The sequence below is a fragment of the Bradyrhizobium sp. B124 genome, from assembly GCF_038967635.1.
Taxonomy (GTDB): domain Bacteria; phylum Pseudomonadota; class Alphaproteobacteria; order Rhizobiales; family Xanthobacteraceae; genus Bradyrhizobium.
This window is the reverse complement of the sequence record NZ_CP152413.1, coordinates 1,735,343-1,760,284: the sequence shown is the minus strand read 5'-3', so window position 1 is coordinate 1,760,284 and position 24,942 is coordinate 1,735,343. Positions and strand designations below refer to the sequence as shown.

Here is a 24,942-nt window from a genome sequence, read left to right as displayed (position 1 = left end):
ATTATGACCGAGATCGTTGCCCCGCGCCTTGCTTCGACCGTGCTGCTGCTGCGTGACGGAACGTCGTCCGAAATTGAAGTCTTCATGATGGTCCGCCATCACCAGATCGAGTTCAATTCCGGCGCGCTGGTGTTTCCGGGCGGCAGCGTCGACAAGAACGACAAGGAGATCGCCGCCGATCCCGCGCTCTGTTCGGGCGGAGAAGGGCTCGACGGCGACGCGCTCGGTTTCCGCATCGCCGCGATCCGCGAAACCTTCGAGGAGAGCGGCATCCTGCTGGCGCGGCCGCGGGGGTCGAAGGATCTGGTCGACGCCGGGCGTGCGAACGACATCGCGACCGCGCATCGTGCGGCGTTGAACGAAGGCAAGATCACCTTCCTCAAGGTGCTCACGGACAATGGCATGGTGCTCGCGCTCGACGAGCTCGTGCCGTATGCGCACTGGATCACGCCGGAAGGCATGCCGAAGCGCTTCGACACCTGGTTCTTCCTCGCCGCCGCGCCGCCCGAGCAGCTCGGCGCCCATGACGGCAAGGAATCGACCGACTCGATCTGGGTGTCGACGCGCGAGGCGCTGGAGGGCGGCGAGACCGGCCGCTTCAAGCTGCCGTTCCCCACCACGCGCAATCTGATCAGGCTCGGCAAGCAGCCGAACGTCGGCGCCGCGCTCGCCGACAGCAAGGGCAAGTCGATCGTCGCCGTGATGCCCGTGATGACCAAGACCGCCAACGGCCGCCAGCTCCGAATCCCCAAGGAAGCGGGCTACGACGGCGAGGTGTTCGACGTCGGCGCGATGGGCTGAGCTCCCGCGGACCGGAGCCACGATACTTCGGCGAGCATCGAAGTATAGCCTTCAGAAGCTCGCTATAACCACGTCAATCACCGCGCTGGGCGAACGGCCCGGCGCAAAGGAACCGACGTGGCAACATCTCTCGAAGCGGCAATATCTCTCGAAGCCCACCTGACGCTGCCCGGCAGCGACGACACGCTGCTGCTGCGGCACTGGCCGGGCGCGGGCGATCCGGTGCTGTACGTTCACGGCGCGACGTTCCCGTCGTCGCTGTCGGTCGGCTATCGCTTTAGCGGGCGATCCTGGGCGGACGATCTCAATGCCGGCGGTTTCGACGTCTGGGGTTTCGATTTCACAGGCTTCGGCGGCTCGAGCAGGCCGCGTCAGATGTCGATGCCCGCGAGCGGGGTCGCGCCGCTCGGCCGCGCGCCGGAAGCCACCGTTCAGGTCGGTGCGGTGGTCGATCACATCCGCAAGGTGCGCGCCGGTGTGCCGGTTCATATCGTCGCGCATTCGTGGGGCACGATGGCGGCCAGCCGTTTTGCAGCCGATCGTCCGGATGCGGTCGGCCGCCTCGTGCTGTTCGCGCCGATCGTCCGGCGCGAGCTGGAGGGGCTGCCACGCCCCGAGAGCATCGGTGCATGGCGCGAGGTCTCCATCGCGGATCAATTGAAACGATTTGTCGAGGACGTCCCGCCGTCGCATCCGCCGGTGCTGATCGAGCCTGACCTCGCCGAGTGGGGGCCGGCCTATCTGGCAAGCGATGCCGGTGCGGCCGGACGCAACCCGCCGGCGGTCCGGATTCCAAACGGGCCGCAGGCCGACATCATCGCCGCGATGTCGGGGCAGCTCGCCTACGACCCGCGCCGCGTCCAGGCGCCGACGCTGATCGTCCGTGGTGAATGGGACAACCTTTGTCAGCATGCCGACGCAGCCTGGCTGACACATGCACTGGGCGCCTCGCAGAAGGCCGATGTCGTCGTGCCGAGGGCAACGCATTTGATGCATCTTGAACACGGACGCGAAGGTCTGTTTGCGGCGACCGCTGCTTGGCTCGCAGGGAGCGCGTCGTGAGCTGCCCCGCGACCGGCAACGCGCGGCAGCCCCATATGGGCTTCGAGCTGGCGCTGCTGCTCGTGCTCGCCACCCTCTGGGGCGGCTCCTACACGTTCATCAAGCTCAGCGTCGCGACTATCCCGCCGATCACGCTGATCGCGGCACGCACCGCAATCGCGGGGCTCTTGCTGCTCGTCATCATGCGGATGCGCGGCGTGACCATGCCAACGGATGGCGCGACCTGGCGCCGCTTCATCTTCCAGGCCTGCCTCAACAGCGTGATCCCGTGGACGCTGATCGCCTGGGGCGAACGCTTCGTCGATGCCGGGCTCGCCACCATCCTGAATTCGGCCTCGCCGATCTTCACCTTCCTGTTCACGGCCGCGATCACCCGCCACGAGGCCGCGAGCCCGCGCAAGCTGTTCGGGGTGATTGCCGGCATGGCCGGCATCTGCCTGATCGTCGGCGTCGATGCGTTCCGCGATCTCGGGGAGGGCATCGTGGTCGAGGTCGCGATCGTCGCCGCCACCATCTGCTACGCCTGCGCCGCGATCTTCAGCCGCGGCTTCAAGGGGCTCGATCCGATGGCGCCAGCGGCGGGTTCGCTGATCGCGGGCGCGGCGGTCCTGATTCCGCTCAGCCTCGCCGTCGAACGGCCCTGGGCGCTGACGCCATCGACCAGCTCGCTGCTCGCCTTGCTGGCGCTTGCGGTGTTCTCGACCGCGATCGCCTTCGTGATCTACTTCCGCCTGATCCAGACCTTAGGCTCGGTCGGCACCACCGCGCAGGCCTATCTGCGGGTGCCAATCGGAGTTGCGCTCAGCGTCGCCTTTCTGGGCGAACGGCTGAGCCCGACGGCGTGGCTCGGGCTCGCCTGCGTCGTGATCGGCGTCGCCGCGATGACGATTCCTGCGCGAAGGACCGCTACGGTCTGAGGTCATCGCCGCGATGGCGACCCCGGCGCCGAAGGCTGCCGGCGCCTGATGTCCTGTCTCCCGAAACCGGCTGCCGGCTGGATGTCCCCGGATGCATCAAGGAGGCCGGCATCCCGCCCGACTAGGCTTGACGCTGCCCTGTGCCGGAATCGGCCACCGATGGCTCCCCGGGTGACACGGGTCACACCGCCGGCCGGCGAGGGGCTTTCAGCATGTTTCCCCAAAGCCCGTAATTTCCCGTATATTGGGGTGCATTGGACCCCGGCCTTGATGACATGATCGCTGAATTGCCGCCGAATTCGCAAGCGCCGCGTGCGTTCTCCCTCTCCATTGGCCAGCTCACGTTCGGCAGCTTCCTGCTGGTGCTGGCTGTGATCATCATCACGTCCACGGCCAGCGTGATCGCGATCCGGCACATCGATACGACCTTCGCCGAGCTGCAGCGGCTGCAAAGCGTCGGCGACATCGCCGAGGATATCGATCGTCGCACCAACGAGCTGCGGCTGGCGGCGCGGGACTTCGTCACCGAGCCCGGAAACCAGTCGGCCCAGGTCGCAGAGGCGGCCCAGTCGCTGAGCGAGATCCTGAAGAAGACCCGGATCGAGCTGGCGCCCGAGCAGCAGGACATGATCGACGGCGTCACCCAGCGGCTGGCGACCTATCGCAGCGGGATCGAGCGCATCTCGGCGCTGCTCAGCCGCCGTGCCGAGATCGTCGCCGGGCTGCCGCCGCTGCGCGATGCGTTCGACAAGGCGGTCGCCGCGAGCGATGATGCGGCGCTGGCCAATACGCTGTCGCAGGCGCAGAGCCGCATTGCCACCGCGCTCCTGGCGCACAACACGTCGGCCGCCGAGCAGGCCGCGCAAAGCATGCGGGCGATGACCATCGCCGAACCCGCCCTGCGCGGCGCGGTCGACAATTATGCCGAAGCGATCAGCGCGATTTCGGTGCGCGAGGGCCAGATCGCCGACATCGACCGCGAGGTACTCGGCGCCGAAGGCCGCCTGATCCAGAAGGTCACCGAGCTGCTGCGCGAGCTCAGCTCTCGCCGCGGCCATGTGCTGTCGCGCGATTTTGCGCGCACGCTGGCTGAGGCAAAATGGCAGAGCATCGTGCTCGGCACGGCGGGGGTGCTGATCGGCCTGTTCGCTTCGGTGCTGGTGGTTCGCCGCACCGTTCGCCCGCTCGCCAGGATCGCCGGATCGATCCGCAAGGTCGCGGGCGGCGAGAAGAGCGCGTTCATTCCGGGCGCCGACCTCGACAACGAGATCGGCGACATCGCGCGCGCCGCCGAAGTGTTCCGCCAGACCCTGGTCGACGCCGACAGCGCGCGCGAGGCCGCACTGCGCGCGCTTGCCGAGCAGCGGCTCGCCGAGGAGAGCTACCACAAGCTGTTCGAGGCATCGGTCGACGGCATCTACGTCACGACGCCGGGCGGCGCGCTGCTCAACGCCAATCCGGCGCTGGCGCGGATGATGGGCTATGCCACGCCGCAGGACCTGATCAACGGCATCGGCGATATCGCCTCCACCGTCTATGTCGATCCGGCGGCGCGGGAGCAGTACCAGCAGCTGATGCGGCGCGACGGCACGGTGCGCGACTACGAGTATCAGGTGCGCTCGCGCGACGGCACCGTGCTGTGGCTGTCCGATTCCGCGACCGTCGTACGCAACGACGAGGGCGAGGTGGTCCGCTACGAGGGCACGGTGCGCGACATCACTGACCAGAAACGCGCCGAGGATGCCATCGCCGAAGGCCGCCGGCTGTTGCAGATGGTCATCGACACGGTGCCCGCCGTCATCAACGTCAAGGAACGCAACCTGCGCTACGTGCTGATGAACCGCTACATGGCGGGCATCTTCGGCATCGAGCCGCAGGACGCGATCGGCCAGACCACCGCCGAGCTGATGTCGCGCTACGGCGCAGCCAAGACCGACGAAAACGACAAGCGCGTGCTGTCGGCGCGCCGCGAGCTTGGTTTCTATGAAGAAGAGTACAAGGACGCAGCCGGCAACATGCGGCAATGGCTCGTCAACAAGCTGCCGATCCTCGATGCCCAGGGCGACATCGAGAACATCGTCACGGTCGCGCTCGACATCGGCGAGCGCAAGCGCTCCGAACAGGAGATGCGCAAAGCGAGGGATTCCGCGGAGGCGGCGCTGCGCAACCTGCGGGAAACCCAGAATTCGCTGATCGAGGCCGAGAAGCTCGCCGCGCTCGGCCGCCTGGTCGCCGGTGTCGCCCATGAGGTCAACAATCCCGTCGGCATCAGCCTCACGGTGGCCTCCGCGCTGGAGCGCAAGACCGCAAACTTCGCGACCCAGGTCGAGCGCGGCGACCTGCGCCGCTCGAGCCTCAACGACTTCCTGAACACCGCGCGGGATGCCTCCTCGCAGCTGGTCGCCAATCTGAACCGCGCCGCGGAGCTCATCCAGTCGTTCAAGCAGGTCGCCGCCGACCGCAATTATTCGGACCAGCGCACCTTCGATCTCGGCGATCTCACCGAGCAGGTGGTGATGAGTCTGCGGCCCGGCCTGCGCAAGCACAATCTGACGCTCAACGTCGATTGCGAGCCGAACCTGATCATGAATTCCTATCCCGGACCGTATGGCCAGGTGCTGACCAACCTGTTCCTCAACGCGGTCGCGCATGCGTTCCCGGACGGCAAGGCCGGCGAGGTCGAGATCCAGGTGCACGCCTCCGGCAACGACTATGTCGAGGTGATCTTCGCCGACAATGGCTGCGGCATGAGCCTCGACGTGCGCCGCCGCGCCTTCGATCCATTCTTCACGACGCGGCGCGATCAGGGCGGCACCGGGCTCGGGCTGCACATCGTCTACAGCATCATCACCAACCGCCTCGGCGGCCGGCTCTCGCTCGAGTCCGCACCGGGCAACGGCACCCGCATCCAGATGATCCTGCCGCGCGTCGCGCCGCTGGAGCAGGCGGCGGAGTAGGCCGCGCGCTCTGATCCGTCATCCCGGAGCGCTCTCTTGCGCGCGTCTCGAAGGATCGACGGCCACTAGCGGGGCCGTGCATCCTTCGAGACGCGCTACGCGCTCAGGATGACGGGTCAAAATACCATGAGGCCCTAATTGATATCCGCGAGCTTGTGCAGCGTTGCGCCGAAGATCAGGCTCGCCTTGCCGACCAGCGCGGTTCCACTCATTGTGCCGCGGGTGTCGGTGAAGGTGCCGGAGACGCCGATGCCGACCGGCGCCGGCCCGCCGAACAGCGGGTTGTCGGTCTCGCGCGGCGTGGTGTGGCGTTGCACGAGGACCTCGCCCTTGAACGCATCACCCTTCACCGTGTAGCTGCCGGTGTAATACAGATAGGCATCGCCGCCGAGAATTTGCCCGTCGCGGAAGAGAATCACTCCGCTGCCCTTGCCGACGCGTCCGTCCAGCAGGGTGACGTGGATTGAGTACAGCCCGTTCTTCATATTGTCCCATTTACCGGCTGCCGCGCCCGCAGCAATCCGGATTGGTTTTTTATGCCAAAGCGAGCAACCTCGTGCAATGCGGCAGGTTGATTCCGGGGGGTCCGGAGTGGCCGTGAACCCTCGGTTCCTGCCAGGCGGTGTGACGGCGCGATGACAGCGGACCGTGCGCGCGAATCGAACTGGCCCGCGAAATGCATAGCTCTGGTTGCACTGGCCGGTGAGTGCTGGAGCGAACACATGTCGGACTGGATTGATTCGGGCGGCCGATTGGCGCGTCCTCGCAATGCCAATGGAACTTGGGTCCATCGTGTGGGCCGTGTGATGGTGTCTCTCGGGCTGATGATGCTGGTGTTGGCGGCAGCGGTGCAAATCGCGCGGGCGCGCGATCCCGACGGCCGTTACGCCAATTCGCCGCTCAAGGAATGGTTCGACGGGCTGCGTAGTGGCAAGGGCCCGTGCTGCTCGGATGCCGACGGCAGCGCGGTCAGCGACGTCGATTGGGAATCGAAGGACGGGCACTACCGCGTGCGTCTCGACGGAGCCTGGGTCGACGTCCCCGACGAGGCTGTGGTCACCGAGCCCAACCGGGTCGGCCGCGCCATGGTCTGGCCGATCAAGAGCTACATGGGCGTGACGATCCGCTGCTTCATGCCCGGCAGCATGACGTAGCGGATCGGTCGTCGCTCACACGTATTTCTGGTCGCGCTCGAGCAGCTCGATCGAGATGCCCTGCGGGCCGCGGATGAAGCAGATCCGCACGCCGGGGCGGATCGTGGTCGGCTCCTTGGTGAACTCGACGCCTTTGGCCTTGATCTCGGCCGCGACCGCGTCGATGTCCTTCACGGTCAGGCCGAAATGATCGAGCCCCTGATACGGCGTCACCGGCGGGGCGTTGACGCCGTCGCCTTGCGTCACCTCCGCGATGAACACCTTGGCGCCGCCGAGCTGGACGTCGATGCGGCCGGGGCCGCGGATGATCTCGCCGCCCAGAATGTCGCGTAGCCAGGTCGCGGTGGCCTCGGGATCGGGACTGCGCAGATGGACGTGGTCCCAGGTGACGACAGGCATTGCGGTCTCCTTGTTGTTCTCGCGCGCTCTTGGGGGTGCGGCACTCGCTCTCGGGCTGCGCAAATCTAGCGATCGGTCCGTTGGGATACCATCCCTCCGTGATGCCAGCCGCAAGATTGTCGTCCCGGAATGAAACCATTCCGGCCGTCGGTGATTGTTCTCGCGTGGCCGCTCGACCTGCGGCCGTCCCGGATGCCGCATGCTGCGATGCCTGCGGCTTCTATACTGGGTGGCGGCTCGATCGGGCGTCGAGGGTGAGGGCACGACGATGCGGATCGGCTTGGCGTCGTTTCGAAGGGTTGCCGCCGGACGTCTTGGCGGTGGCGGCTTTTACGCCAGCCTGCTGCTGTCGGTGATCGCGGTCGCCGGAATTGCGGCGTGGTTCATGCTTCCCGAGCCGAGCGATGCCGAAGACCGGGATGTCAGGCCGGTGTCTTCCGTGCAGGATGCATCGACCGGGGCGCAGCCCGGCCAAATCACAAATCAAGCTGCAAAGGATGCGCCAGCCGCACCGGCAGGTGAGCTGGCCACGGTCGGCGTGGCCACCGCCGCGCAGCAGGCCGAGGCGGCCAAAGCGTCCGGGCCGGGTACCGAAGGATCGCCGCTGGACAGGCTGCGGATCGCCTCGCAATCCTGGCAGCGTGGCGGGCTGGGTTCGAAGGTGCTGGTCACCCTGACGCTGCGCAATGCCAATGATTTCGCGGTGAAGGACATCGAGATCGCCTGCGCCTTCATCCGGGGCGACGGCAGTCCCGTGACCGAACGCAAGCGGCTGATCCCGGACACCATCGCCATGAAAAGCCGCAAGACCTACCCGCGGATGCTGATCGGGTTCGTAAACGTTAACGCAAACAAGGCGAAATGCACTGTCGTGACCGCCAGCCGCGCCTAAACCCTGCATCCCGAAAAAGTGACCGCAAATTGACTTGCCGGGTGAACCGTAACGGCCAGGCAGGAACTAACTAATAAGCCGACCGTTAGAGAACGACCCGGGAGCGCGATGGCGTTTGTCCGGGTGATCATGCGCAGACGATGAATTCGTTGCGCGATGACAGATGTCGTCGCGTCGAGTTGAACCGCGCCCGTAGCGCGGGGGGAGCTACCAAAATGCCTGTGGCGCGTTATTTCCTTTTCGTTGGTGGCGTGCTGCTCGCGCTGCTCTTCGTCGTCAATGCCATCGTACCGCAGGAGGCTGTGGTCGCCAGCCAGGGTCTGTCGTCGCCCGGCGTCGACAACAAGACCATGGTACGCATCAAGTCGACCCAGAAACTGCCGGAGCGGGTGGTGTACGACACCAACCTGCCGACCATCGTTCCGTCGCAGGTGAACGCGGTTGCCGCAGCGACCCCGGCGGCTGCCAGCGATGCGTCGGCGCAGGCCCGCGTCCGTGACACGTTCGCCCAGTTCATTCCGCCGGAGAAGGCTGACGCGCGCAAGGGGCCGGTCGTGGCCGAGGCGAAGCCGGCCGAGCAGCCGGTGCAGGCGCCGAAGAAGCGCAAGATTGCGCGCAGCCATACCCATTCCCAGCAGCCGATGCGGCTGGCCCAGCCCGGCATGTATCAGCCCTACCGTGTCGCGCAACAGCAGCCACGCATGGGCTTCTTCGGCGGCTTCGGTACCTGGTAGGCAGGGACACGCGGCAACCGGCAATCGATAAGCCGCCGCAAACGCTTGCGGCGGCATTTTCATGTCCGCGATGTCAGCCAGGTAAAACCGGTTGCGGGAAGGCGCCCCGGGTGGCCGGAACCGGTTAGCGCGGCAGGCGCGGAATCTTGTCGGCGAAGCCGTTGTAACAGGTCAGCCGCTCGTCCTCTTCCTTGACGAACCGGCATTCGGCGACGCCCTTGGCAGGGGCGGCCTTCGGCTTGGGCTGCGGCTTGAAGATCTCGTCGTAGCACATCAGCCGCTCCTTGGTGGCGTCGTCGATGTCCTGGCAGGCCTGGAGCTTCTGCGCGACCGATTGCGGCTTGCCGGGTGCTGCGGCCTTCTCGCCCTTCTTGGCCGCCGATTTCTTGCCGACCTGGACCAGCGGCTTGTCGCCGACCATCGGCTGCGCGGCCGCCGCCGGCTTGTCGGCGGCGGGGGGTGGGGTGGTGGCTGGAGCGGTGCCTTGAGCAAGCGCGGCAGCCGGGCAGAGGAGCGCCAGCGCGAGGATGATATGTCTCATGGTGAAAATGTCCGAAGTGGCGTGATGACCGGAAGGATGGCGCCGGGGATCGGAAAAGCCCGGCAAGCGCCGAGGCTTATCGCAAGTTCTGCCCGAATCCTACCCCCGGAGGGGCCCCGCCCGGCACCGATCCACTGGCAAAAACAGGGGCAATTCGTCGCCGGGTCGGCCGCAAGCGTGCGTGATTTGCGTTTGCCGGGCCGGGCGGCTATGAGGACGCCATCTGCGCGACTGGCGCTTGGATGGACCACCATCGGGGAGCGCAGAGACTGAACGCCGCGCGCCTGGGCACCGCTTCGAAACGGAGGTGCCATGACGGCGAACATTCTTGATGGGCATGCACATGCCCAAATTGTCATCGACAAGGTTGCGAGCGAACTGGACCGGCTGCCCCGCGCGCCCGGGCTTACGGTCGTGCTGGTTGGCTGTGACCCGGCGAGCCAAATTTACGTACAGAGCAAGGTCAGGATGGCCGAGCGGCTTGGCCTGCGCGGCGAGGTCGAACGCCTGCCGGATGACGCCAGCGAGGCCGATCTGCTCGCCAGGATCGACGCGCTCAACGCACGTGACGATATCGACGGCATCCTGATCCAGCTGCCGCTGCCGGCGCACATCGACGCCTTGCGCGTGATGGCGGCGGTCGATCCTGCCAAGGATGTCGACGGCTTGCACGCGCTGAACGCAGGCCGGCTGTTTCACGGCGACGATGCCTTGGTGCCGTGCACGCCGCTCGGCTGTCTCCGGCTGATCAAGTCGATCCGGCCAGATCTCACCGGCGCTCATGCCGTGGTGATCGGCAGCTCCAACATTGTGGGCAAGCCGATGGCCGCGCTGTTGCTGCAGGAGCAGGCGACCGTGACGCAAACCCACATCCACACCCGCGGCATCAGCAAGATCTGCCGTCAGGCCGATATCCTGGTCAGCGCGGTGGGGAAGGCTGGCCTTGTGCGCGGCGACTGGATCAAGCCGCAGGCCATCGTCATCGACGTCGGCACCACGCGCGTCGAGAAGCCGGACGGCGGCTACGCGGTGTGCGGCGACGTCTCCTTCGACGAAGCGGTGCAGGTCGCCGGCGCGATCACGCCGGTGCCGCGCGGCGTTGGCCCGATGACAATCGCCTGCCTGATGGAGAACACGGTGAAGGCGGCAAAGGCGAGGGCGGCCCGGCTGCAATAGCAGCGGTATGCTTGCAGCAAGACGCGGGCGGCGGGTGCGGCTCGCGTCGCTGCCTCGCGCCCGGAGACCTGCGCGCGAAGTTCTTGACGTCGGAGGTAATGGAAAGCCCGCAGCATTGGTCTATCGTCGCGCGACAGACGGAGACGCGCGATGCTGTATGCGGAAGATCTCACCGAAGGCCCGACATTCTAGCTCGGCACCTACACGATCGGCGAAGCCGAGATCCTGGAGTTCGCCGGGAAATATGATCCGGTGCCGATCCATACCGATCCCGTCGCGGCCGCGGCGGGCCCGTTCGGCGGCCTGATCGCAAGCGGCTTCAATACCATCGCGATCTATCAACGGCTCGTCGTGGAGGCGATCTGGACCAAGGTGGCGGGCATCGTCGGGCGGAGCTTCGAGATCCGCTTGCCGAGCCCGGTCCGCCCGGGCGCCACGCTCACCGGCCAATCCCGGATCCAGAAAATCACCATCAGGCCGGAGCGACGCGACGCCGTCGTGATTTTCAAGACCGAGCTCGTCAACGACGAGCAGCGTCCCGTACTTGTCCTGGTTCTCGATGCACTGATCCGCATGCGGCCGGCGGAGCAGGGGCAGACTTAACCTCCGCCCGGATCAATCTGGCCGCCCGGCACTGCTGCGGCTACCATGGCAAGCCTGCGCTGACCTGCAGCCTGTCAGTGACATCGTCCTGATGTGGCCGGGCTGCCGGGCGGCAAGTTCGTCGATACGGTGCAAGCCGGATGGTATGGGCGTGAAGCGCAGCAAGCAGACGCGGGGCGAGATCGAAGCCAAACAGCGCAAGGCTGAGGAATGGCGTCGCACGCTGGCGCAACGCGCCGCCGAACGGCAGCGCCTGCGCGACTACAAGATCGCGCTGGCGCGCGACGAGGTTGCGGTGGTCACGAGCCAGCTCGCGCCCTCGAACAGCTATTCGACTCCAGATTTCGTCGAACGCGGAACCTATCGGCCCGAGCCGTTCGTCTGCAAGGATTGCGGCGTTGCCGAGGTGTGGACGCCGTTGCAGCAGAAATGGTGGTACGAGACCGCCAAGGGCGACGTGTTCACCAAGGCCGTGCGCTGCCGGGCCTGCCGCACCAGGGCGCGCGCACGCAAGACCGCTGCGCGCCGCGTGCATCTGGAAGGGCTCGCCAGGAAGAAGCCTTCCGCCACGTAGAGAGTGGGCACGCCCAGCGTCGTGCCACGCGTCACATAGCGATGGATCTGGAACCCGCGCGCACGCGGTCAATGCGTCGCGTCTGCGGAACGTTTCGTTGCCTGATCGGTTCGAGACTTCGAAGCCCCCGGCGAGGGGTGCGGGCGGGGAGGAACCAGCCAGGGAAACATCCAAGGCCGGAACCAACAAAGAAGGAACAGCGGATGAAGCTCAATTCCACGCAAGTCAAGCAGACCATGACGCAACTTAACGCTCAGGTGCTTCCGGATGATCATCCGGCGGTGGCGCAGCTGAACAGCGTGTTCGGCGAGCACACATTCTTCGTCGACACCAGTGGCCTCAAGGTCCTCGAACCTGCCCAGAGCTCCGACATGCCGGGGCAGACCGGCGAGGTGGTGAGCCTTGCCGAGTGGAGCGATCCGGAGCTGACGTCGCTGCGGCCGCACGTGCCCGAACCGACCGGCGTGCTCATCACGCTTGAACCCAGCAAGCACTAGGAGTGTTTTCGCGATCGGCCTTGTTGATGGCGACAGTCTCCAACGTCACATCAAGAGGTGCCGAAAGTCACATGGCAAATCAGCGCCGCCTGCGTATGCATCGGTTCGAGATGGGTATCCAGGCGGTGAGGAGCAGATGGGGATCGTGCGGCGCTGGAGCTCTGACGAGGACGAGAAACTCAGAGAACTCGCCAGAGCCGGCAAGAACGCTCTCGAGATCAGCAACGAACTGACCCGCAGCGCTTCGGCCGTGCGCCGGCGCGCCGAGGTGCTGTCGGTCCTCATCATGGCCAAGGCGTTTCGCGCGCGCCCCTCGCATGTCGCCACCCATCTGGAGCGGGTCGCGATCGACGCCATCCGACATCGCCGGCCGTTTCCTGCGGGTGTTGGCCCGAGCACCATTGCCGGAATGATCGAGAAGGGCTGGATCCTGCCGGAGATGGGGCGGAAGTACCGCGTCACCGATGCCGGCGTGGAGGCCGTGCGCCGGAAGATCCCGAGCGGGTGAAAGCGGGCGGCCGCAAGACATGCCGTGGACGGACGCGGTCAGCGGCGGGATGCAAGATTCTCCGCCCGGGAAGCGCGCTCGCGCCATATCCGGCTTGGCGCGCGCACAACGCGTCCGGCATTTCCTCCTGTATGGAAATCGGCTGCTGCTGGGGCGGCATGTTCATCCTGGTTACGAAGTGGCTGAGGAACAGCGGCGCCGATCTCAAGACCGTGATCGCACTCGATCCGATCGCGCCGACGCCCTTCATCTCGACCTATTTCGATCTGTTGCAGGAGCAGGCCGGCATCGAGCCGGTCTATCTCCAGGCTTATTCGACTTCACCGCTGGTGGGTGCGCATGTCGACCGGCTGAAGCCCCGACCTCGTCTTCATCGACGGGGATCACAGCCTGCGCGGCACGATGCAGGATCATCTGCTGGTGTGCTCCGACGCCTCTGCGGCCGCGATGTTCCACGGCGGCAAGGGCGAGAACAAGGCCCCGTATCTGGTCTATCGCTTCAAGCCGCTGGCTGCAGGCTACGTCTCGCGTTGACCGCGCATCGACTGTATTGACGACGATTGCCCGGCCTGCTCGCAGGCCGGGCAAGACCTGCAATCACGCATTCACCGGCCGGTCGCCCAGATTGAGCTTGCTCTTGTCGCCGCCGGCCCACGCCAGTGTCTTCGGGTCCATCACACGGAACCAGAGCGGCGGGATCGCAGCCAGGCCGAACATGCCGGTGTAGCCGTTCGGGAGCCGCGGGATGTCGTCGAAATCGCGCAGCGACTGGTAGGGGCGCATCGGGTTGGCGTGGTGATCGGAGTGACGTTGCAGATGGAACGTCATCAGGTTCGAGACGATGTGGTTGGTGTTCCAGGAGTGGCGCGGCTCGACCGCCTGGTAGCGGCCGTTCGGCAGCTTCTCGCGCAGCAATCCGTAATGCTCGACATAATTGGCCTGGGTCAGCGCATACCAGCCGAGGAAATGATGCGCGACGATGAACGGCGCGACCTTCCAGCCGAACAGCGCAATCAGAATCGCCGCGACGACGAGCGTCAGCGCAAAGCCCTGCAGGATCTCGTTGTTGACCGACCAGACCGGCTCGCCGCGCCGGGTCAGCCGCTCGGCCTCATTGCGCCAGCCGCGCTTGAAGGCGCCCGGCAGCTCGCGGGTGGCAAATGCATAGATCGATTCACCGAATCGCGCGCTGGCGGGATCTTCGGGGGTCGCGACCCAGGTGTGATGGCCGCGATTATGCTCGACGCGGAAATGGGCGTAGCCCACCGCGCAGTTGGCGAGCATGCCGAACAAGATGTTAAGCCGATCAGCCTTGTGGCCGAGCTCGTGCCCGATCAGAAGCGCACCGCCATTGATGGTGCCGACGCCGAGCAGCAAAGCGACATACGACCACCACGGCAGCTCCTGCGTGCCGAAGAAGGCGATCAGGGCGACGTAGTTGATCCATGGAAATACCACGGTGATGCGCGCCAGCCGCAGATAATAGGGATCGGCCTCCATCGCGGCGACCACTTCCGCCGGCGGATTGTGGGTGTCCTCACCGAACAGGACATCGAGCAGCGGGATCAGGATGAAGATGAAGACGAACGGAATCAGCGTCACCAGCGGATTGTGCGTCCGCAGGAAGAGCCAGTAGGACAACAGCGGGATCAGCGGCGGGATGAACGAGAGCATCCACAGATAGCGCTTGCCGTCCCGGTAGGTGATCGTTTCGCCAGCGGCATTGGTGCCCGTGAAGATCATCGCATTTCCTCCAGCATCTCTTATCGAGGCGGCGTTCGCCGTTATTGGGCTCAGGATGCCGCGAGGCGGGCCTGCGCCGCCAGTTCCCAACAGGCCAATTTTGTGGCATTTTGCGCCAAGCCTGTTCCATCAGGTCCGTCCGGCTGGACGCTCGCGAGGGAGGGGCGCCAAGGCAATGCAGGGATCGGAGGCCGATGTCCTTCGCATGCCGGTGTCCGTGAGCTATGCGCGGGCGCTGGTGCGGGCGTTTGGCAAGACGCGGGGCGAACGCGACGAGCTGCTGCAGGGCACTGCAATCGAGCAGGACGTGCTCGACCAGCCCGGCGCTCACATGCCGGTGTCGTCGCTGGTGATCCTCGCCGCCAACATCACCCGCCGGCATGGCGAGCTGTGGCCGCTGTCGGCCGCGGCGGTCTGGTCGACATCGCTGCAAGGCGCGCTCGATGTCGCGACCAGGACGGCGCCGACCATCGCGGATGCCCTCAACACCGGCGCGCGCTTCGGGTCGACCCGCGCGCCCTTCATCCGCAACCGGCTGCGCACAACGCCGCGCTCGATCCAGATTGAGATCTCTCCTGCGGTCGCCATGGAGGGCGCGCTGTGGCGCGCCGTGGCGCTGGCGGTCAGCCTCAACGTGCACGCGGTCTATGCGCAGCTGCTCGAGGATGCGATCGACCAGGCGACCTTGCAGTTTCCCTGGCCGCCGCCTGCCGGCGCGGAGGGGCTGATGCAGCATTATTCCTGCGCGGTGAAGTTCAACGCCGCCGCCTTCATCTTCGACGTGCCGAAGCAGCTATGCGCGCGGCCTTCGCCGTTTGCCGATCCGGAATTGCACGCCAAGGCGATCGAAGCGCTCGAGGAAATCGAGAAGCCGCGCTCCGACACCGCGGCGCTGGCGCGGATCGTCGAGAGCCTGATTGCGGCGCGGCTGCCGCAGCGCCTCGGCGAGGAGGAAGCCGCGCGCCTCGTCGGCACCTCGCGCCGGACGCTGGTGCGGCGGCTGGCGGAGGCGGGCTGCGCCTTCCGGCCGCTGCTCGACGGCGTGCTGCGGGAGCGCGCCCGGACAATGCTCACTGCCGATACACAGTCGCGCGACGAGATGGCGGCCGCGCTCGGCTACACCGACGCGACGAGCTTCAGCCGCGCCTGCCGGCGCTGGTTCGGGGAGAAGAGCTTGCGCGGCTAGCTCAGCGGCGCGCTTTGGCGCGGCTGTGCAGGCTTTCCACCGTTCGACAGAGGTTGGATGGCTGACGGATCGTCGCGCTTGCGCTTCGCGGTCCACGCGACAAACGGGTAGGCCAGGAGCGCCAGGTAGCTGGAGGGCATTGGATGATCGACGCCGAATGCCTTCGGATTTTGCCCCTTCGGAAGGTAGGTGCTCCCGAACAGCACGTCGTAGAAGGAGAACAGCCCGGCGAAGTTCTTGTCCCTGGCTGCCGTCTCGCTGCTGTGGTGCCAGTGATGAAATTCCGGCGACACCAGGACGTGGCGCAGCGGTCCATGGTTCAGGCGGACATTGGCGTGAACCAGCCAGGCCTGCCAGTAGTAGACGAGCAGGTAGGCCCCGATCGCTTCGATGGAGAAGCCGAGCGCGTAAACCGGAAACAGCGCGCCGTGCGTCCAGTAGACGCCGAGGTCGGCGATCTGGATCACAAGGGGCACTTGAACCAGATACGGAAGATCGCCGATCGCCTGCGTTACTGCCGCAGGCAGGATCGATTGATTGACAAGGATGGCCGCCGTCATGATGGCGATCACGCCGGCCAGCACCAGCCCGGCGTTGATGAACGGGAAGGCCATGTCGGTCAGCAGGCCACGCCTGAAAATCTTCTGAGGCCTCGCGGCGAACAATCGCTCGAAAGGCACGAAGATCAAAACCACCAGCAAACGCTGCGTCAGTCCAAATAAATCGCGCATTCAAATCGCCGCCTGATAATGGCGCCTATCACCTCGGCTCCCAACAGCGTCAATAGGAAGGAAAGCCCAAGCCCAAGGAGCGTTAAGCGGGAGCGTTAATCGGCCCGGTTCGCATCAACTCAAAAAGTCGTTTGACCTCGCTCAACCGCAACTTGGTGCCGGCCTGCATGTCGGCCGCAAACTGGCGGGCGACCTCCCGCCGGATCTCGATCGGCTTTCGGGCTTTCGTCGATAGTTGCGGGTGAGCGGTGAAAGTTGTTGTGGCTCGCCACAAGACAAGCCGTGCCAGACCTATCTGCCGGTCAGTGCATGAAAGCCACGATCAGCGCAATCGTGACCAAGACGTATGTGCTGGTAACGGTGATGCCCAGGTATAAGCGCTCCATAACGGCCTCGCTGCTTTCAAGGTGAGGTGCCGCCCCCTCGTTGTTCATCGTAGCGCTTGTCGCGCACCGAGAAGTTGGAATTTCGACTTACGGAGGCTCTACGGGAAAGCCATCGGGATTAGTCCTTGCGGGCGACCCGGTTTTGCCCCGATCCCGCCTGTCGCTGACACGCGCGATGGGCTAATTCAGCGACGGTGCATCCCGGGCACCGCGATTTGGAAATTGTTGCTTGCTTGCATCAAGGATCAGGACGTTCGGAATGGTCATTGGCTGGCTAACGCTGGCCTTTATTGCGTTCGCCACACTGTCCCCGATCGGGGACCGTCCCTCGTTTGCTGCTGATCCGCACGTCGAGCATTTCGCCGCGTTCGCGGTGATGGCACTGGCCCTTGTGGTGGGTTATCCCCGGCGCGCCATGCTGGTCGTGCTCTTGGTCGTTTTCAGTGCGTTCACGCTCGAAGCAATGCAATTGCTAACCCCTGACCGGCACGGCCATCTGGCCGACGCAATCTTCAAGGTTGCAGGAGGCCTCGCCGGCATCGGAGCGGGCCAGCTTCTACTGCTGCTCGTTCTGCGCAAGCTGTCCGGTCGGTGACTTCAACCGGTGAACTTCGCGAACGGCCAAGCAGCTTCTCCAGGGGTCGAGAAAAGGCGCCTTGCTGAAGCGAGCATGATGGCCAGACGCTGACGGCCTCCGTTCAAATGAGGCATTCGTTCGGAGTTTGATGCCGCGTCGACGCTCTTCCTAGCTTCGCTTCAGACGAGCGATCCTTTTGTAGTCGATCCACAACTCGACGAATTCGTGCTCGTCCAAAAAACCCTCAGCTCGGCGCTTTGCCTCTTCGTCGTCACTGCAACGAAGTTCATACGTTGCGCGTGCGACGCCGGCCGGGTCCACTCCAAATGCCACGTAAGGTTTGCGTTCTTCAATCATCTTGTCCCCATGACCTAATGGCAGTCCGATTGACGCAGATGGCGTCGGAAGATGTCATTGCAATCGATGAATCTCAAATAACGAAAGAGGCCGCTGGCCGCTGAACAGCGGCCTCCTGGACCCCGATTTCAAATGGACGTCTTGGAAATAAAATTGCCGCCGAAGGTCCGATATTAGTAGAGGGCAAATGCGCAACGCAGTGAAGTCCAAACACGCTCATCCACACAGGGAACTGTTGTGACGTTGCGAGCGCGACACACTTCTGTGACCTGGGAGCGATCTACATCGCCCGCGAATCTCGGTCAGAGCCCGGACGGATTATCGATTTCGTGCGCGCAACTACGATCATTACGCCGACAAAAGATCGCTAGAGCTTTTGTCGGCAATTTGGAATTGCGTTCGCGGTCAAATCTATCAGGATTTCGAGTGGCTCGTGCACGACGGTAGTCCGAACCGCGGAACCATGTTCGATGCAATCGGTGATCCGCGGGCCCGATATTTTCACGAGCCTGCGCCGATGACGATTGGAGCGAATCGGAGCGCACGAGGCGTTCGGCGTGTGTGTGCAAGTTCACAAAAGCATCGAATGCCAAGTGCTATACTTAAGAAGATATTACGTCGTTCATATTGCTGAGGGAGTTTGCGGTGAATTACACGGCACCGATACAGCCAAGGTTCCTCGTTCGAAAGGGAAGCACCGACTGGATGGTTTACGATCGACAACGCAAGGGGGCGGCCCAATTGAACGATTACAGTTTGGCTGAGAAACTGACGAAGGAGCAGGCGGAGCAGATTAGGCAGAGGCTGGCAACTTGGAACTCTCAGCCTACTTGGGCTGGCCCGAAACGCCCATCGCGAAGTTGATGACCTCGCCCACGTCCAGCCGAGTATCGACCTACCGAACCTTGTCGCGAAGCGTTTATCGATGCCCATGAGGACGGGGACGGGCGGCCCGAATATCTAGGGCCTGAGACACAGCGCTACGGCCATCTAGAAGCGCTTGCCACGGCGCCGCCGGACTTTCTCGCGAAGGGAGGGCCCTGCAGGTTCGGAGCTTGCTCGCCGATGTTGACCGCTTCGAGAACATCGCGTCCTCGCTTCGCTGAGGAGAAATGATTTGTCCCTGCGGCGCCTGTTATTCCAAGCGCTGGAGCCCTGAAGTTCCCAGTGCCGTCAATCCGGCAAACGCGACGGCAAATGACTGTCGCAGTGCATACACAGATTTTATGAAAGAGGAGCCGGCGCCAGGGCCCGTACGCCAGCTCCTCCGAAACGGAGACCGTAAGACGTTCCCCAAACCGGTCCCGTCCCTCTGAGAAGCCTGCGCCGACCTGCTTGCTGATTTGCTAACGGCCTCGCTCGGCTAGCCCTCGACCAGCGGCGAATGGATATCGTTTTCCGGCAGGTTGGGCGGGAGTAACCCTTAATGGCGTCGCTTAGGAGCGGAACGAGCGGTGGTGTCAGAGCTAGTCTGTCGGCTCCCGACCCTTACGCCCCCACCCGGTCGGGAGTTGACAGAATGGCGACCCCGGCGCGCCGTCCGCGTCGGGGTCGTTCCTCATTGTGCACATCGCATTTCAGAACAAGCGCCAATCCGCGCCCGGTTGCGCTCTTGTTGCGCGGAGTGATTTGAAGCGGTTGGTAATGTCTCGATTTTGCTGGCAGCGAGTCGAACTTACTCGCAGCACGAAAACGATCATCCAGAACGAAACCGGTTCGTCCTAAGCCATTGTACGATCGATGAAAACGCTGGCGCGCTCGGAAATTAGATCACACGCAAACCGTAGAACGGACTGCGTATAGCACGCAAAGCCCAAGCATCTTGAGGTCGGAGGGGGGCTCCACGATTTGAATGTGCGGGCTCTTGGGGCAGGTCTGAAAGACGGTCTACAGCATGTCTTTTGTAGGACGAACCTTGCAATGATTGGCTCGAATCGGACATCGATTGCTGGAGCTAGCTCAAACTTGCCCATGATGGATTGCAGCGAGAGTTTAAGCTTTTCAATTGGTTAGAGGGCAGCGTGTGCACGACGTGTGCACCGGGAGACCAAAGAAAATCCAGAGACAAACGATGTGAGCACGCCGAACCGGGTGCTTCAGCGTCAGCAGTAGACGGGCGTGGGCGGGCAAGCTGGTGGTTGTCGAAGTGGATCGTCGATGGACCGCAGTTGGCGCAAGGCGGTCCCTTCCTAAGGGCGACCTTTAGCACGGTTAGCAAGACGCAGATCCAAAGATCCATTCGCTGCAGGCCACAGCTCGTTGCAGGATTGGATAATCTTCGCTTCAATCGTCTCTCACTGTCCGCGGGCGACACGGCAAGAATAAGTTATGGAGGATTCATGCCATCGATCGTCATTGCCCAGGGCGGCGGCCCCACCGCTGTGATCAACCAGACGCTGTGCGGCGCCATCCTTGCCGCGCGCAGGCATGATCCGTCGTTGCAGATTCTCGGCGCGCGCTATGGCGTGCGCGGCCTCAAGGCGGACAACGTCGTCGACCTCACCGCCGTCCCCGAGGCGGATCTGCACCGCCTCGGCAACACGCCCAATTCGGCGCTCGGCTCGACCCGTGACAAACCAGATCCCGACACATGCTCTGATATCCTCGCGGCGCTGGACCGGCTCGACGCCCGTGCCTTCGTCTATATTGGCGGCAATGACACGGCCGGAACGCTCGAACTGCTGCGTCAACAGTCAAGTGGCCCCTGCCATTTCGTGCATGCCCCCAAGACGATCGATAACGACTTGATGGAGAACGATCATGTCCCCGGCTTCATCTCGGCCGCCGCCTTCGTCGCCAACGCCCTTGTCAGCATCGATCTCGATTTTCGCGCCATGCCCGGCATCCATGTGGCCATCGTTATGGGCCGTCATGCCGGCTTTCTCACCGCCGCCGCCGCAGGCTGGCAGCAGTCGCCCGACGATGCCCCGCATCTGATCTACACACCGGAACAGCCGTTCTCGGTTCCCCGGTTCCTCGACGAGGTCGATGCGGTTTATGCGCGTCTGGGCCGCTGCATCGTTTCGATGTCCGAGGGCGTGCAGGACGAGATGGGTCGGCCTCTCACCGAGGCGCTGGCGGGCGGGGCGGTCGAGCGCGACGCCCATGGCAATCTGCAATTGACCGGCGGCGATCTCGGCATCGAAATCCAGAAAGCGCTGAAATCGCGTTTTCGCAAGGCAAGGGCGCGCGTCGATACGCTAGGCTATCTACCACGCGGATATATCGGCGTGATCGACGAAACCGACCGCAAGGAGGCTTTCGCCGCAGGCGAATTTGCCGCGCAAAGCGCCTTAACCGGCAGTGGCTCGGTGGTGCTACACTATGACGGCGACCGCATCGAACCTCAGCTCGTGCCGCTCGAGCGTGTGGCTGGCAAAACGCGTCGTATGCCGGACGACTTCTTTGCTGGCAGCGGTGCCGTTTCGGCTGAGGGACGGGGCTATTTTCGGCGGCTTCTACCCACACGGCCCGACATCTTCCTGCCGTTCGTGTGAAAATTCCGGATAGGGCATTCTCAACGTGAGGCTCTCAGAAGTGTTTTTTGGGCACAACCGCGGACGTCCGCTCGTGGGCAACGCCGTCCTTGTGCGGAGCTTGGCTACAGTTCCAGCCGGTCCGAAGTACGAGAGCTGGAGAAGAACCGTCGTCTTCTGATCACAACAGGTAGAGAGTTCATTTTCACCGCTCGGATTGGCTGCTGCATGACCGCGCTCTGGTGGCAGGCGGCTGTGATCTATCAGATCTACCCACGTTCCTTTCAGGACACCAATGACGACGGCATCGCGACCTCATGGGGATCGAGCGTCGGCTCGACTATCTTGTCAGCCTTGGGGTCGACGCGATCTGGATCTCCCCCGTCTACCCGTCGCCGATGGTTGATTTCGGCTCTGACGTCGCAGACTACTGCGTTGTCGATCCACGCTTCGGCAGTCTGGCAGACTTCGACGATCTGCATTGCCAACTTGCCGTCCGGGGCCGACGACCGGATGATGCCTGGCACGGCGTCGACGATTTGGCGGAGCTTGTATTCGCTATCCCGAAGGGCTCCCTCGGCGCGCTGGCGTTCGGTCAAATCGAGCACGAATGCCACCGTCTATCAGCATGACTATTTCGCCTGCTATCAATCGCACTAGGGCCTCGTCCTCTAGGGACTCGAGGCAAAGTCTAACATCCTGGGCCGAAGCCCTTGCGGGCGAGTGTTGTAGGCTTATGTGAAGAGCGACTAGCACTCGCTCATTGCGACTGCCAATCCAGAAAATAAATCACAAAATCCAAGGAGGATCGCATGAAATTTCGTCCGCTCCACGACCGCGTTGTGGTCAAGCGCATCGACGCCGAAGACAAGACCGCAGGCGGCATCATCATTCCGGACACTGCCAAGGAAAAGCCCTCCCAAGGCGAAGTCATCGCCGTCGGCTCGGGCGGCCGTGACGAGGCCGGCAAGCTGATCCCGATCGACATCAAGGTCGGTGACCGCGTCCTGTTCGGCAAGTGGTCGGGCACTGAGGTCAAGATCGACGGTGTCGACCTCCTGATCATGAAGGAGGGTGACATCATGGGCGTCCTCACCGACGTTCCCGCCACCAAGAAGAAGGCCGCTTAAGCGTTTAGCCCGTTTCCTTATTATAGGGGCGGGCGCAACCGGCATCTCGAAGGATGAGGTCGTCATTCAAGTCTTCATCCCTCAAGGACCCGCCAAGTCGCGCGAGCTTCGGGACCTGATCAGTCGAAAAGGGAGATCATTATGTCAGCCAAAGAAGTCAAATTCGGCGTCGATGCCCGGGACCGCATGTTGCGCGGTGTCGACATTCTCCATAATGCGGTGAAAGTGACACTCGGTCCTAAGGGCCGCAATGTCGTGCTCGAGAAGTCGTTCGGCGCTCCCCGTATCACCAAGGACGGCGTCACCGTCGCCAAGGAGATCGAGCTCGAGGACAAGTTCGAGAACATGGGCGCCCAGATGGTGCGCGAAGTCGCCTCCAAGTCCGCTGACGCGGCCGGCGACGGCACCACCACAGCGACTGTGCTTGCAGCTGCGATCGTCCGTGAAGGCGCCAAGTCGGTTGCCGCCGGCATGAACCCGATGGACCTGAAGCGCGGTATCGACCTCGCGGTCGAAGCCGTCGTTGCGGACCTCCAGAAGAACTCGAAGAAGGTCACCTCGAACGAGGAGATCGCCCAGGTCGGCACCATTTCGGCCAACGGCGATGCCGAGATCGGCAAGTTCATCGCCGACGCCATGAAGAAGGTCGGCAACGAGGGCGTGATCACGGTTGAGGAAGCCAAGTCGCTGGAGACCGAACTGGAAGTCGTCGAGGGTATGCAGTTCGACCGCGGCTACATCTCGCCCTATTTCGTCACCAACGCCGACAAGATGCGCGTTGAGATGGAAGATGCCTACGTCCTGATCAACGAGAAGAAGCTATCTCAGTTGAATGAATTGCTTCCCTTGTTGGAAGCTGTGGTGCAGACCGGCAAGCCGCTGGTCATCGTCGCTGAAGACGTCGAGGGCGAGGCGCTTGCCACCCTGGTCGTCAACCGCCTGCGTGGCGGCCTGAAGGTCGCGGCCGTCAAGGCTCCGGGCTTCGGCGATCGCCGCAAGGCCATGCTGCAGGACATCGCGATCCTGACCGGCGGCCAGGCCATCTCGGAAGACCTCGGCATCAAGCTCGAGAACGTCACGCTGCAGATGCTCGGTCGCGCCAAGAAGGTGATGATCGACAAGGAGAACACCACGATCGTCAACGGCGCCGGCAAGAAGGCCGACATCGACGCCCGCGTTGCCCAGATCAAGGCGCAGATCGAGGAAACCACCTCGGACTACGACCGTGAGAAGCTGCAGGAGCGTCTCGCCAAGCTCGCAGGCGGCGTCGCGGTGATCCGCGTCGGCGGCGCAACCGAAGTCGAGGTGAAGGAGCGCAAGGATCGCGTTGATGACGCGATGCATGCGACCCGCGCGGCTGTCGAGGAAGGCATCGTGCCGGGCGGTGGCGTCGCCTTGCTCCGTGCCTCCGAGCACCTCAAGGGCATTCGCACCAAGAACGACGACCAGAAGACCGGCGTCGAGATCGTGCGCAAGGCATTGTCCTACCCGGCCCGCCAGATCGCGATCAACGCCGGTGAGGACGGTTCGGTGATCGTCGGCAAGATCCTCGAGAAGGATCAGTACTCGTACGGCTTCGACTCGCAGACCGGTGAATACGGCAACCTGATCTCGAAGGGCATCATCGATCCGACCAAGGTGGTTCGGGTGGCGATCCAAAACGCGTCCTCGGTGGCGGCTCTTCTGATCACCACCGAAGCCATGGTGGCCGAAGTGCCGAAGAAGAACGCGGGTGGCGGCGGCATGCCTCCGGGTCCGGGCGGAATGGGTGGCATGGACTTCTAACTCCGAACATTCGGAGCTCAACAATAAGATGGCTCGGCAGCGATGCTGGGCCTTCTGTACTGGCTATACGTCAATCTCGACCAGTAAGATCGCGACTCTACTTGATCCGGAGGAAACCTACCTGAAATCTGCACCTATCGATTCGTAGCTTTTTCGACTTTGCGAGTGCACCGCCGCGGCTGTCTGATAGATCGGATCGAGACTTGGCCGATTGCCGATCGGACTGGTCGCATAGGTCGGAAGAAGCCTGATGAGACGTCTACGGGCTATCATCCGCCATCGCTGAGCAATATTGCACATTTGTTTGCGCGGAGCGGTCAACTTGTTCCGCCAGAACAAACGATGCCTGAGCAATATTGCACAGTTTCTGTCCCCGCTCGGGGCTATCCTGCGTAACCGCGGTAGCATCATAGCGTGGCTGTCGGATCGTGAGGACGCAAAGATGAACATGTCCGGCGAAAGCCTTCTCGTCATCTTGGTTGTCGGCGTCGCCGCCGGCTGGCTTGCTGGCCAGCTCGTCCGCGGGACTGGCTTTGGCCTCGTTGGCGATCTCATCGTGGGAATCGCGGGCGCCTTCATTGCAAGCTGGCTGTTTCCGCAACTCGGAATCCATTTCGGTTTGGGTATCGTCTCAGCGATCATGAGTGCCGCGATTGGCGCGGTGTTGCTGCTTCTGATCATCAGACTGGTCCGCGGAAGAAGCCGATCGGCTGGAGGCTGGGACGGACCCTGGCGGCGGCGCTGGTGGTAAATGCG

The 24,942-nt window shown here is 63.6% G+C and carries 25 protein-coding genes, 1 pseudogene and 1 riboswitch; of the genes and pseudogenes, 20 read left to right on the top strand and 6 right to left on the bottom strand.

Annotated features, from left to right (window positions below):
- The first annotated feature begins 3 nt into the window (after positions 1-3).
- The 4 genes from AAFG13_RS08430 to AAFG13_RS08415 all read left to right on the top strand — a co-directional run bounded on the left by AAFG13_RS08430 (position 4) and on the right by AAFG13_RS08415 (position 5,737).
- A complete protein-coding gene (locus AAFG13_RS08430) occupies positions 4-801 on the top strand; it encodes an NUDIX hydrolase (RefSeq protein WP_212309618.1) in 798 nt (265 codons plus the stop codon).
- Positions 802-918: 117 nt separating this feature from the next.
- Positions 919-1,863, top strand: a complete 945-nt coding sequence (locus AAFG13_RS08425) for an alpha/beta hydrolase (protein ID WP_212309617.1) — start codon at positions 919-921, stop codon at positions 1,861-1,863.
- 35 nt (positions 1,864-1,898) lie between these two features.
- Complete coding sequence (locus AAFG13_RS08420; protein WP_342713571.1) at positions 1,899-2,780, top strand: EamA family transporter; 882 nt, start codon at positions 1,899-1,901, stop codon at positions 2,778-2,780.
- Between the two features lie 275 nt (positions 2,781-3,055).
- The gene (locus AAFG13_RS08415) at positions 3,056-5,737 is read left to right on the top strand and encodes a PAS domain S-box protein (RefSeq protein WP_342711729.1); all 2,682 of its coding nucleotides are present in this window, start codon (positions 3,056-3,058) and stop codon (positions 5,735-5,737) included.
- 134 nt (positions 5,738-5,871) lie between these two features.
- Here the strand turns inward: AAFG13_RS08415 and AAFG13_RS08410 are convergent, their stop codons facing one another.
- Positions 5,872-6,222, bottom strand: coding sequence for a GrlR family regulatory protein (locus tag AAFG13_RS08410; RefSeq protein ID WP_092114933.1), 351 nt, complete (start codon positions 6,220-6,222; stop codon positions 5,872-5,874).
- A gap of 237 nt (positions 6,223-6,459) precedes the next feature.
- Between AAFG13_RS08410 and AAFG13_RS08405 the strand changes: the two genes are divergently transcribed.
- Positions 6,460-6,891 (top strand): hypothetical protein, encoded by a 432-nt coding sequence (locus AAFG13_RS08405; RefSeq protein WP_342711728.1) that lies wholly within the window; start codon positions 6,460-6,462, stop codon positions 6,889-6,891.
- Positions 6,892-6,906: 15 nt separating this feature from the next.
- On the opposite strand, the gene AAFG13_RS08400 is transcribed toward AAFG13_RS08405, so the two are convergent.
- Positions 6,907-7,290, bottom strand: a complete 384-nt coding sequence (locus AAFG13_RS08400) for a VOC family protein (protein ID WP_212310717.1) — start codon at positions 7,288-7,290, stop codon at positions 6,907-6,909.
- A 199-nt stretch (positions 7,291-7,489) separates the two neighbouring features.
- Here AAFG13_RS08400 and AAFG13_RS08395 point away from each other — a divergent pair, with 199 nt between their 5' ends.
- Positions 7,490-8,182: a hypothetical protein gene (locus tag AAFG13_RS08395; RefSeq protein WP_342711727.1), complete on the top strand. Its 693-nt coding sequence runs from the start codon at positions 7,490-7,492 to the stop codon at positions 8,180-8,182.
- Between the two features lie 215 nt (positions 8,183-8,397).
- Positions 8,398-8,916 carry a hypothetical protein gene (locus tag AAFG13_RS08390; RefSeq protein WP_342711726.1) on the top strand — a complete coding sequence of 173 codons (519 nt, stop codon included), beginning with the start codon at positions 8,398-8,400 and terminating at the stop codon, positions 8,914-8,916.
- A gap of 124 nt (positions 8,917-9,040) precedes the next feature.
- Here AAFG13_RS08390 and AAFG13_RS08385 read toward each other — a convergent pair whose 3' ends face one another.
- The gene (locus AAFG13_RS08385) at positions 9,041-9,457 is read right to left on the bottom strand and encodes a hypothetical protein (protein ID WP_212309613.1); all 417 of its coding nucleotides are present in this window, start codon (positions 9,455-9,457) and stop codon (positions 9,041-9,043) included.
- 217 nt (positions 9,458-9,674) lie between these two features.
- Positions 9,675-9,754: riboswitch (ZMP/ZTP riboswitch) on the top strand.
- A 15-nt stretch (positions 9,755-9,769) separates the two neighbouring features.
- Between AAFG13_RS08385 and AAFG13_RS08380 the strand changes: the two genes are divergently transcribed.
- From AAFG13_RS08380 to AAFG13_RS08355, 6 genes are all read left to right on the top strand, one after another.
- Complete coding sequence (locus AAFG13_RS08380) at positions 9,770-10,633, top strand: tetrahydrofolate dehydrogenase/cyclohydrolase catalytic domain-containing protein (protein ID WP_212309612.1); 864 nt, start codon at positions 9,770-9,772, stop codon at positions 10,631-10,633.
- A 207-nt stretch (positions 10,634-10,840) separates the two neighbouring features.
- A complete protein-coding gene (locus AAFG13_RS08375; RefSeq protein WP_342713570.1) occupies positions 10,841-11,236 on the top strand; it encodes a MaoC/PaaZ C-terminal domain-containing protein in 396 nt (131 codons plus the stop codon).
- A 151-nt stretch (positions 11,237-11,387) separates the two neighbouring features.
- Positions 11,388-11,810, top strand: a complete 423-nt coding sequence (locus AAFG13_RS08370) for a zinc-ribbon domain containing protein (protein WP_212309610.1) — start codon at positions 11,388-11,390, stop codon at positions 11,808-11,810.
- 203 nt (positions 11,811-12,013) lie between these two features.
- Entirely contained in the window at positions 12,014-12,307 is a 294-nt protein-coding gene (locus AAFG13_RS08365; RefSeq protein WP_342711725.1) for a hypothetical protein, read from the top strand.
- A 136-nt stretch (positions 12,308-12,443) separates the two neighbouring features.
- A complete protein-coding gene (locus AAFG13_RS08360; RefSeq protein ID WP_223967410.1) occupies positions 12,444-12,815 on the top strand; it encodes a hypothetical protein in 372 nt (123 codons plus the stop codon).
- Positions 12,816-13,217: 402 nt separating this feature from the next.
- Positions 13,218-13,349, top strand: coding sequence for a hypothetical protein (locus AAFG13_RS08355; RefSeq protein ID WP_283815099.1), 132 nt, complete (start codon positions 13,218-13,220; stop codon positions 13,347-13,349).
- Between the two features lie 63 nt (positions 13,350-13,412).
- Here the strand turns inward: AAFG13_RS08355 and AAFG13_RS08350 are convergent, their stop codons facing one another.
- Positions 13,413-14,558, bottom strand: a complete 1,146-nt coding sequence (locus tag AAFG13_RS08350; protein ID WP_207830186.1) for an alkane 1-monooxygenase — start codon at positions 14,556-14,558, stop codon at positions 13,413-13,415.
- A 205-nt stretch (positions 14,559-14,763) separates the two neighbouring features.
- Between AAFG13_RS08350 and AAFG13_RS08345 the strand changes: the two genes are divergently transcribed.
- Positions 14,764-15,744 carry an AraC family transcriptional regulator gene (locus AAFG13_RS08345; protein WP_212309608.1) on the top strand — a complete coding sequence of 327 codons (981 nt, stop codon included), beginning with the start codon at positions 14,764-14,766 and terminating at the stop codon, positions 15,742-15,744.
- On the opposite strand, the gene AAFG13_RS08340 is transcribed toward AAFG13_RS08345, so the two are convergent.
- Positions 15,741-16,475, bottom strand: coding sequence for a sterol desaturase family protein (locus tag AAFG13_RS08340; protein WP_212309607.1), 735 nt, complete (start codon positions 16,473-16,475; stop codon positions 15,741-15,743). The genes AAFG13_RS08345 and AAFG13_RS08340 overlap by 4 nt on opposite strands.
- Before the next feature lie 645 nt (positions 16,476-17,120).
- Here AAFG13_RS08340 and AAFG13_RS08335 point away from each other — a divergent pair.
- Positions 17,121-17,456 (top strand): VanZ family protein, encoded by a 336-nt coding sequence (locus tag AAFG13_RS08335; protein WP_342711724.1) that lies wholly within the window; start codon positions 17,121-17,123, stop codon positions 17,454-17,456.
- A 150-nt stretch (positions 17,457-17,606) separates the two neighbouring features.
- On the opposite strand, the gene AAFG13_RS08330 is transcribed toward AAFG13_RS08335, so the two are convergent.
- On the bottom strand, positions 17,607-17,795 hold the full coding sequence (locus tag AAFG13_RS08330) for a hypothetical protein (protein ID WP_092114916.1): 189 nt from the start codon (positions 17,793-17,795) through the stop codon (positions 17,607-17,609).
- A 2,339-nt stretch (positions 17,796-20,134) separates the two neighbouring features.
- On the opposite strand from AAFG13_RS08330, the gene AAFG13_RS08325 reads away from it, so the two are divergent.
- From AAFG13_RS08325 to AAFG13_RS08305, 5 genes and pseudogenes are all read left to right on the top strand, one after another.
- Positions 20,135-21,292 carry a diphosphate--fructose-6-phosphate 1-phosphotransferase gene (locus AAFG13_RS08325; RefSeq protein WP_342711723.1) on the top strand — a complete coding sequence of 386 codons (1,158 nt, stop codon included), beginning with the start codon at positions 20,135-20,137 and terminating at the stop codon, positions 21,290-21,292.
- A gap of 207 nt (positions 21,293-21,499) precedes the next feature.
- Positions 21,500-21,750, top strand: a pseudogene (locus AAFG13_RS08320) (alpha-amylase family glycosyl hydrolase); the annotation flags it as partial.
- 333 nt (positions 21,751-22,083) lie between these two features.
- Entirely contained in the window at positions 22,084-22,401 is a 318-nt protein-coding gene (locus tag AAFG13_RS08315) for a co-chaperone GroES (RefSeq protein WP_342711722.1), read from the top strand.
- A 141-nt stretch (positions 22,402-22,542) separates the two neighbouring features.
- Positions 22,543-24,186 (top strand): chaperonin GroEL, encoded by a 1,644-nt coding sequence (gene groL / locus AAFG13_RS08310; protein WP_342711721.1) that lies wholly within the window; start codon positions 22,543-22,545, stop codon positions 24,184-24,186.
- A gap of 442 nt (positions 24,187-24,628) precedes the next feature.
- Entirely contained in the window at positions 24,629-24,937 is a 309-nt protein-coding gene (locus AAFG13_RS08305; protein ID WP_342713569.1) for a GlsB/YeaQ/YmgE family stress response membrane protein, read from the top strand.
- Positions 24,938-24,942 lie beyond the last annotated feature (5 nt).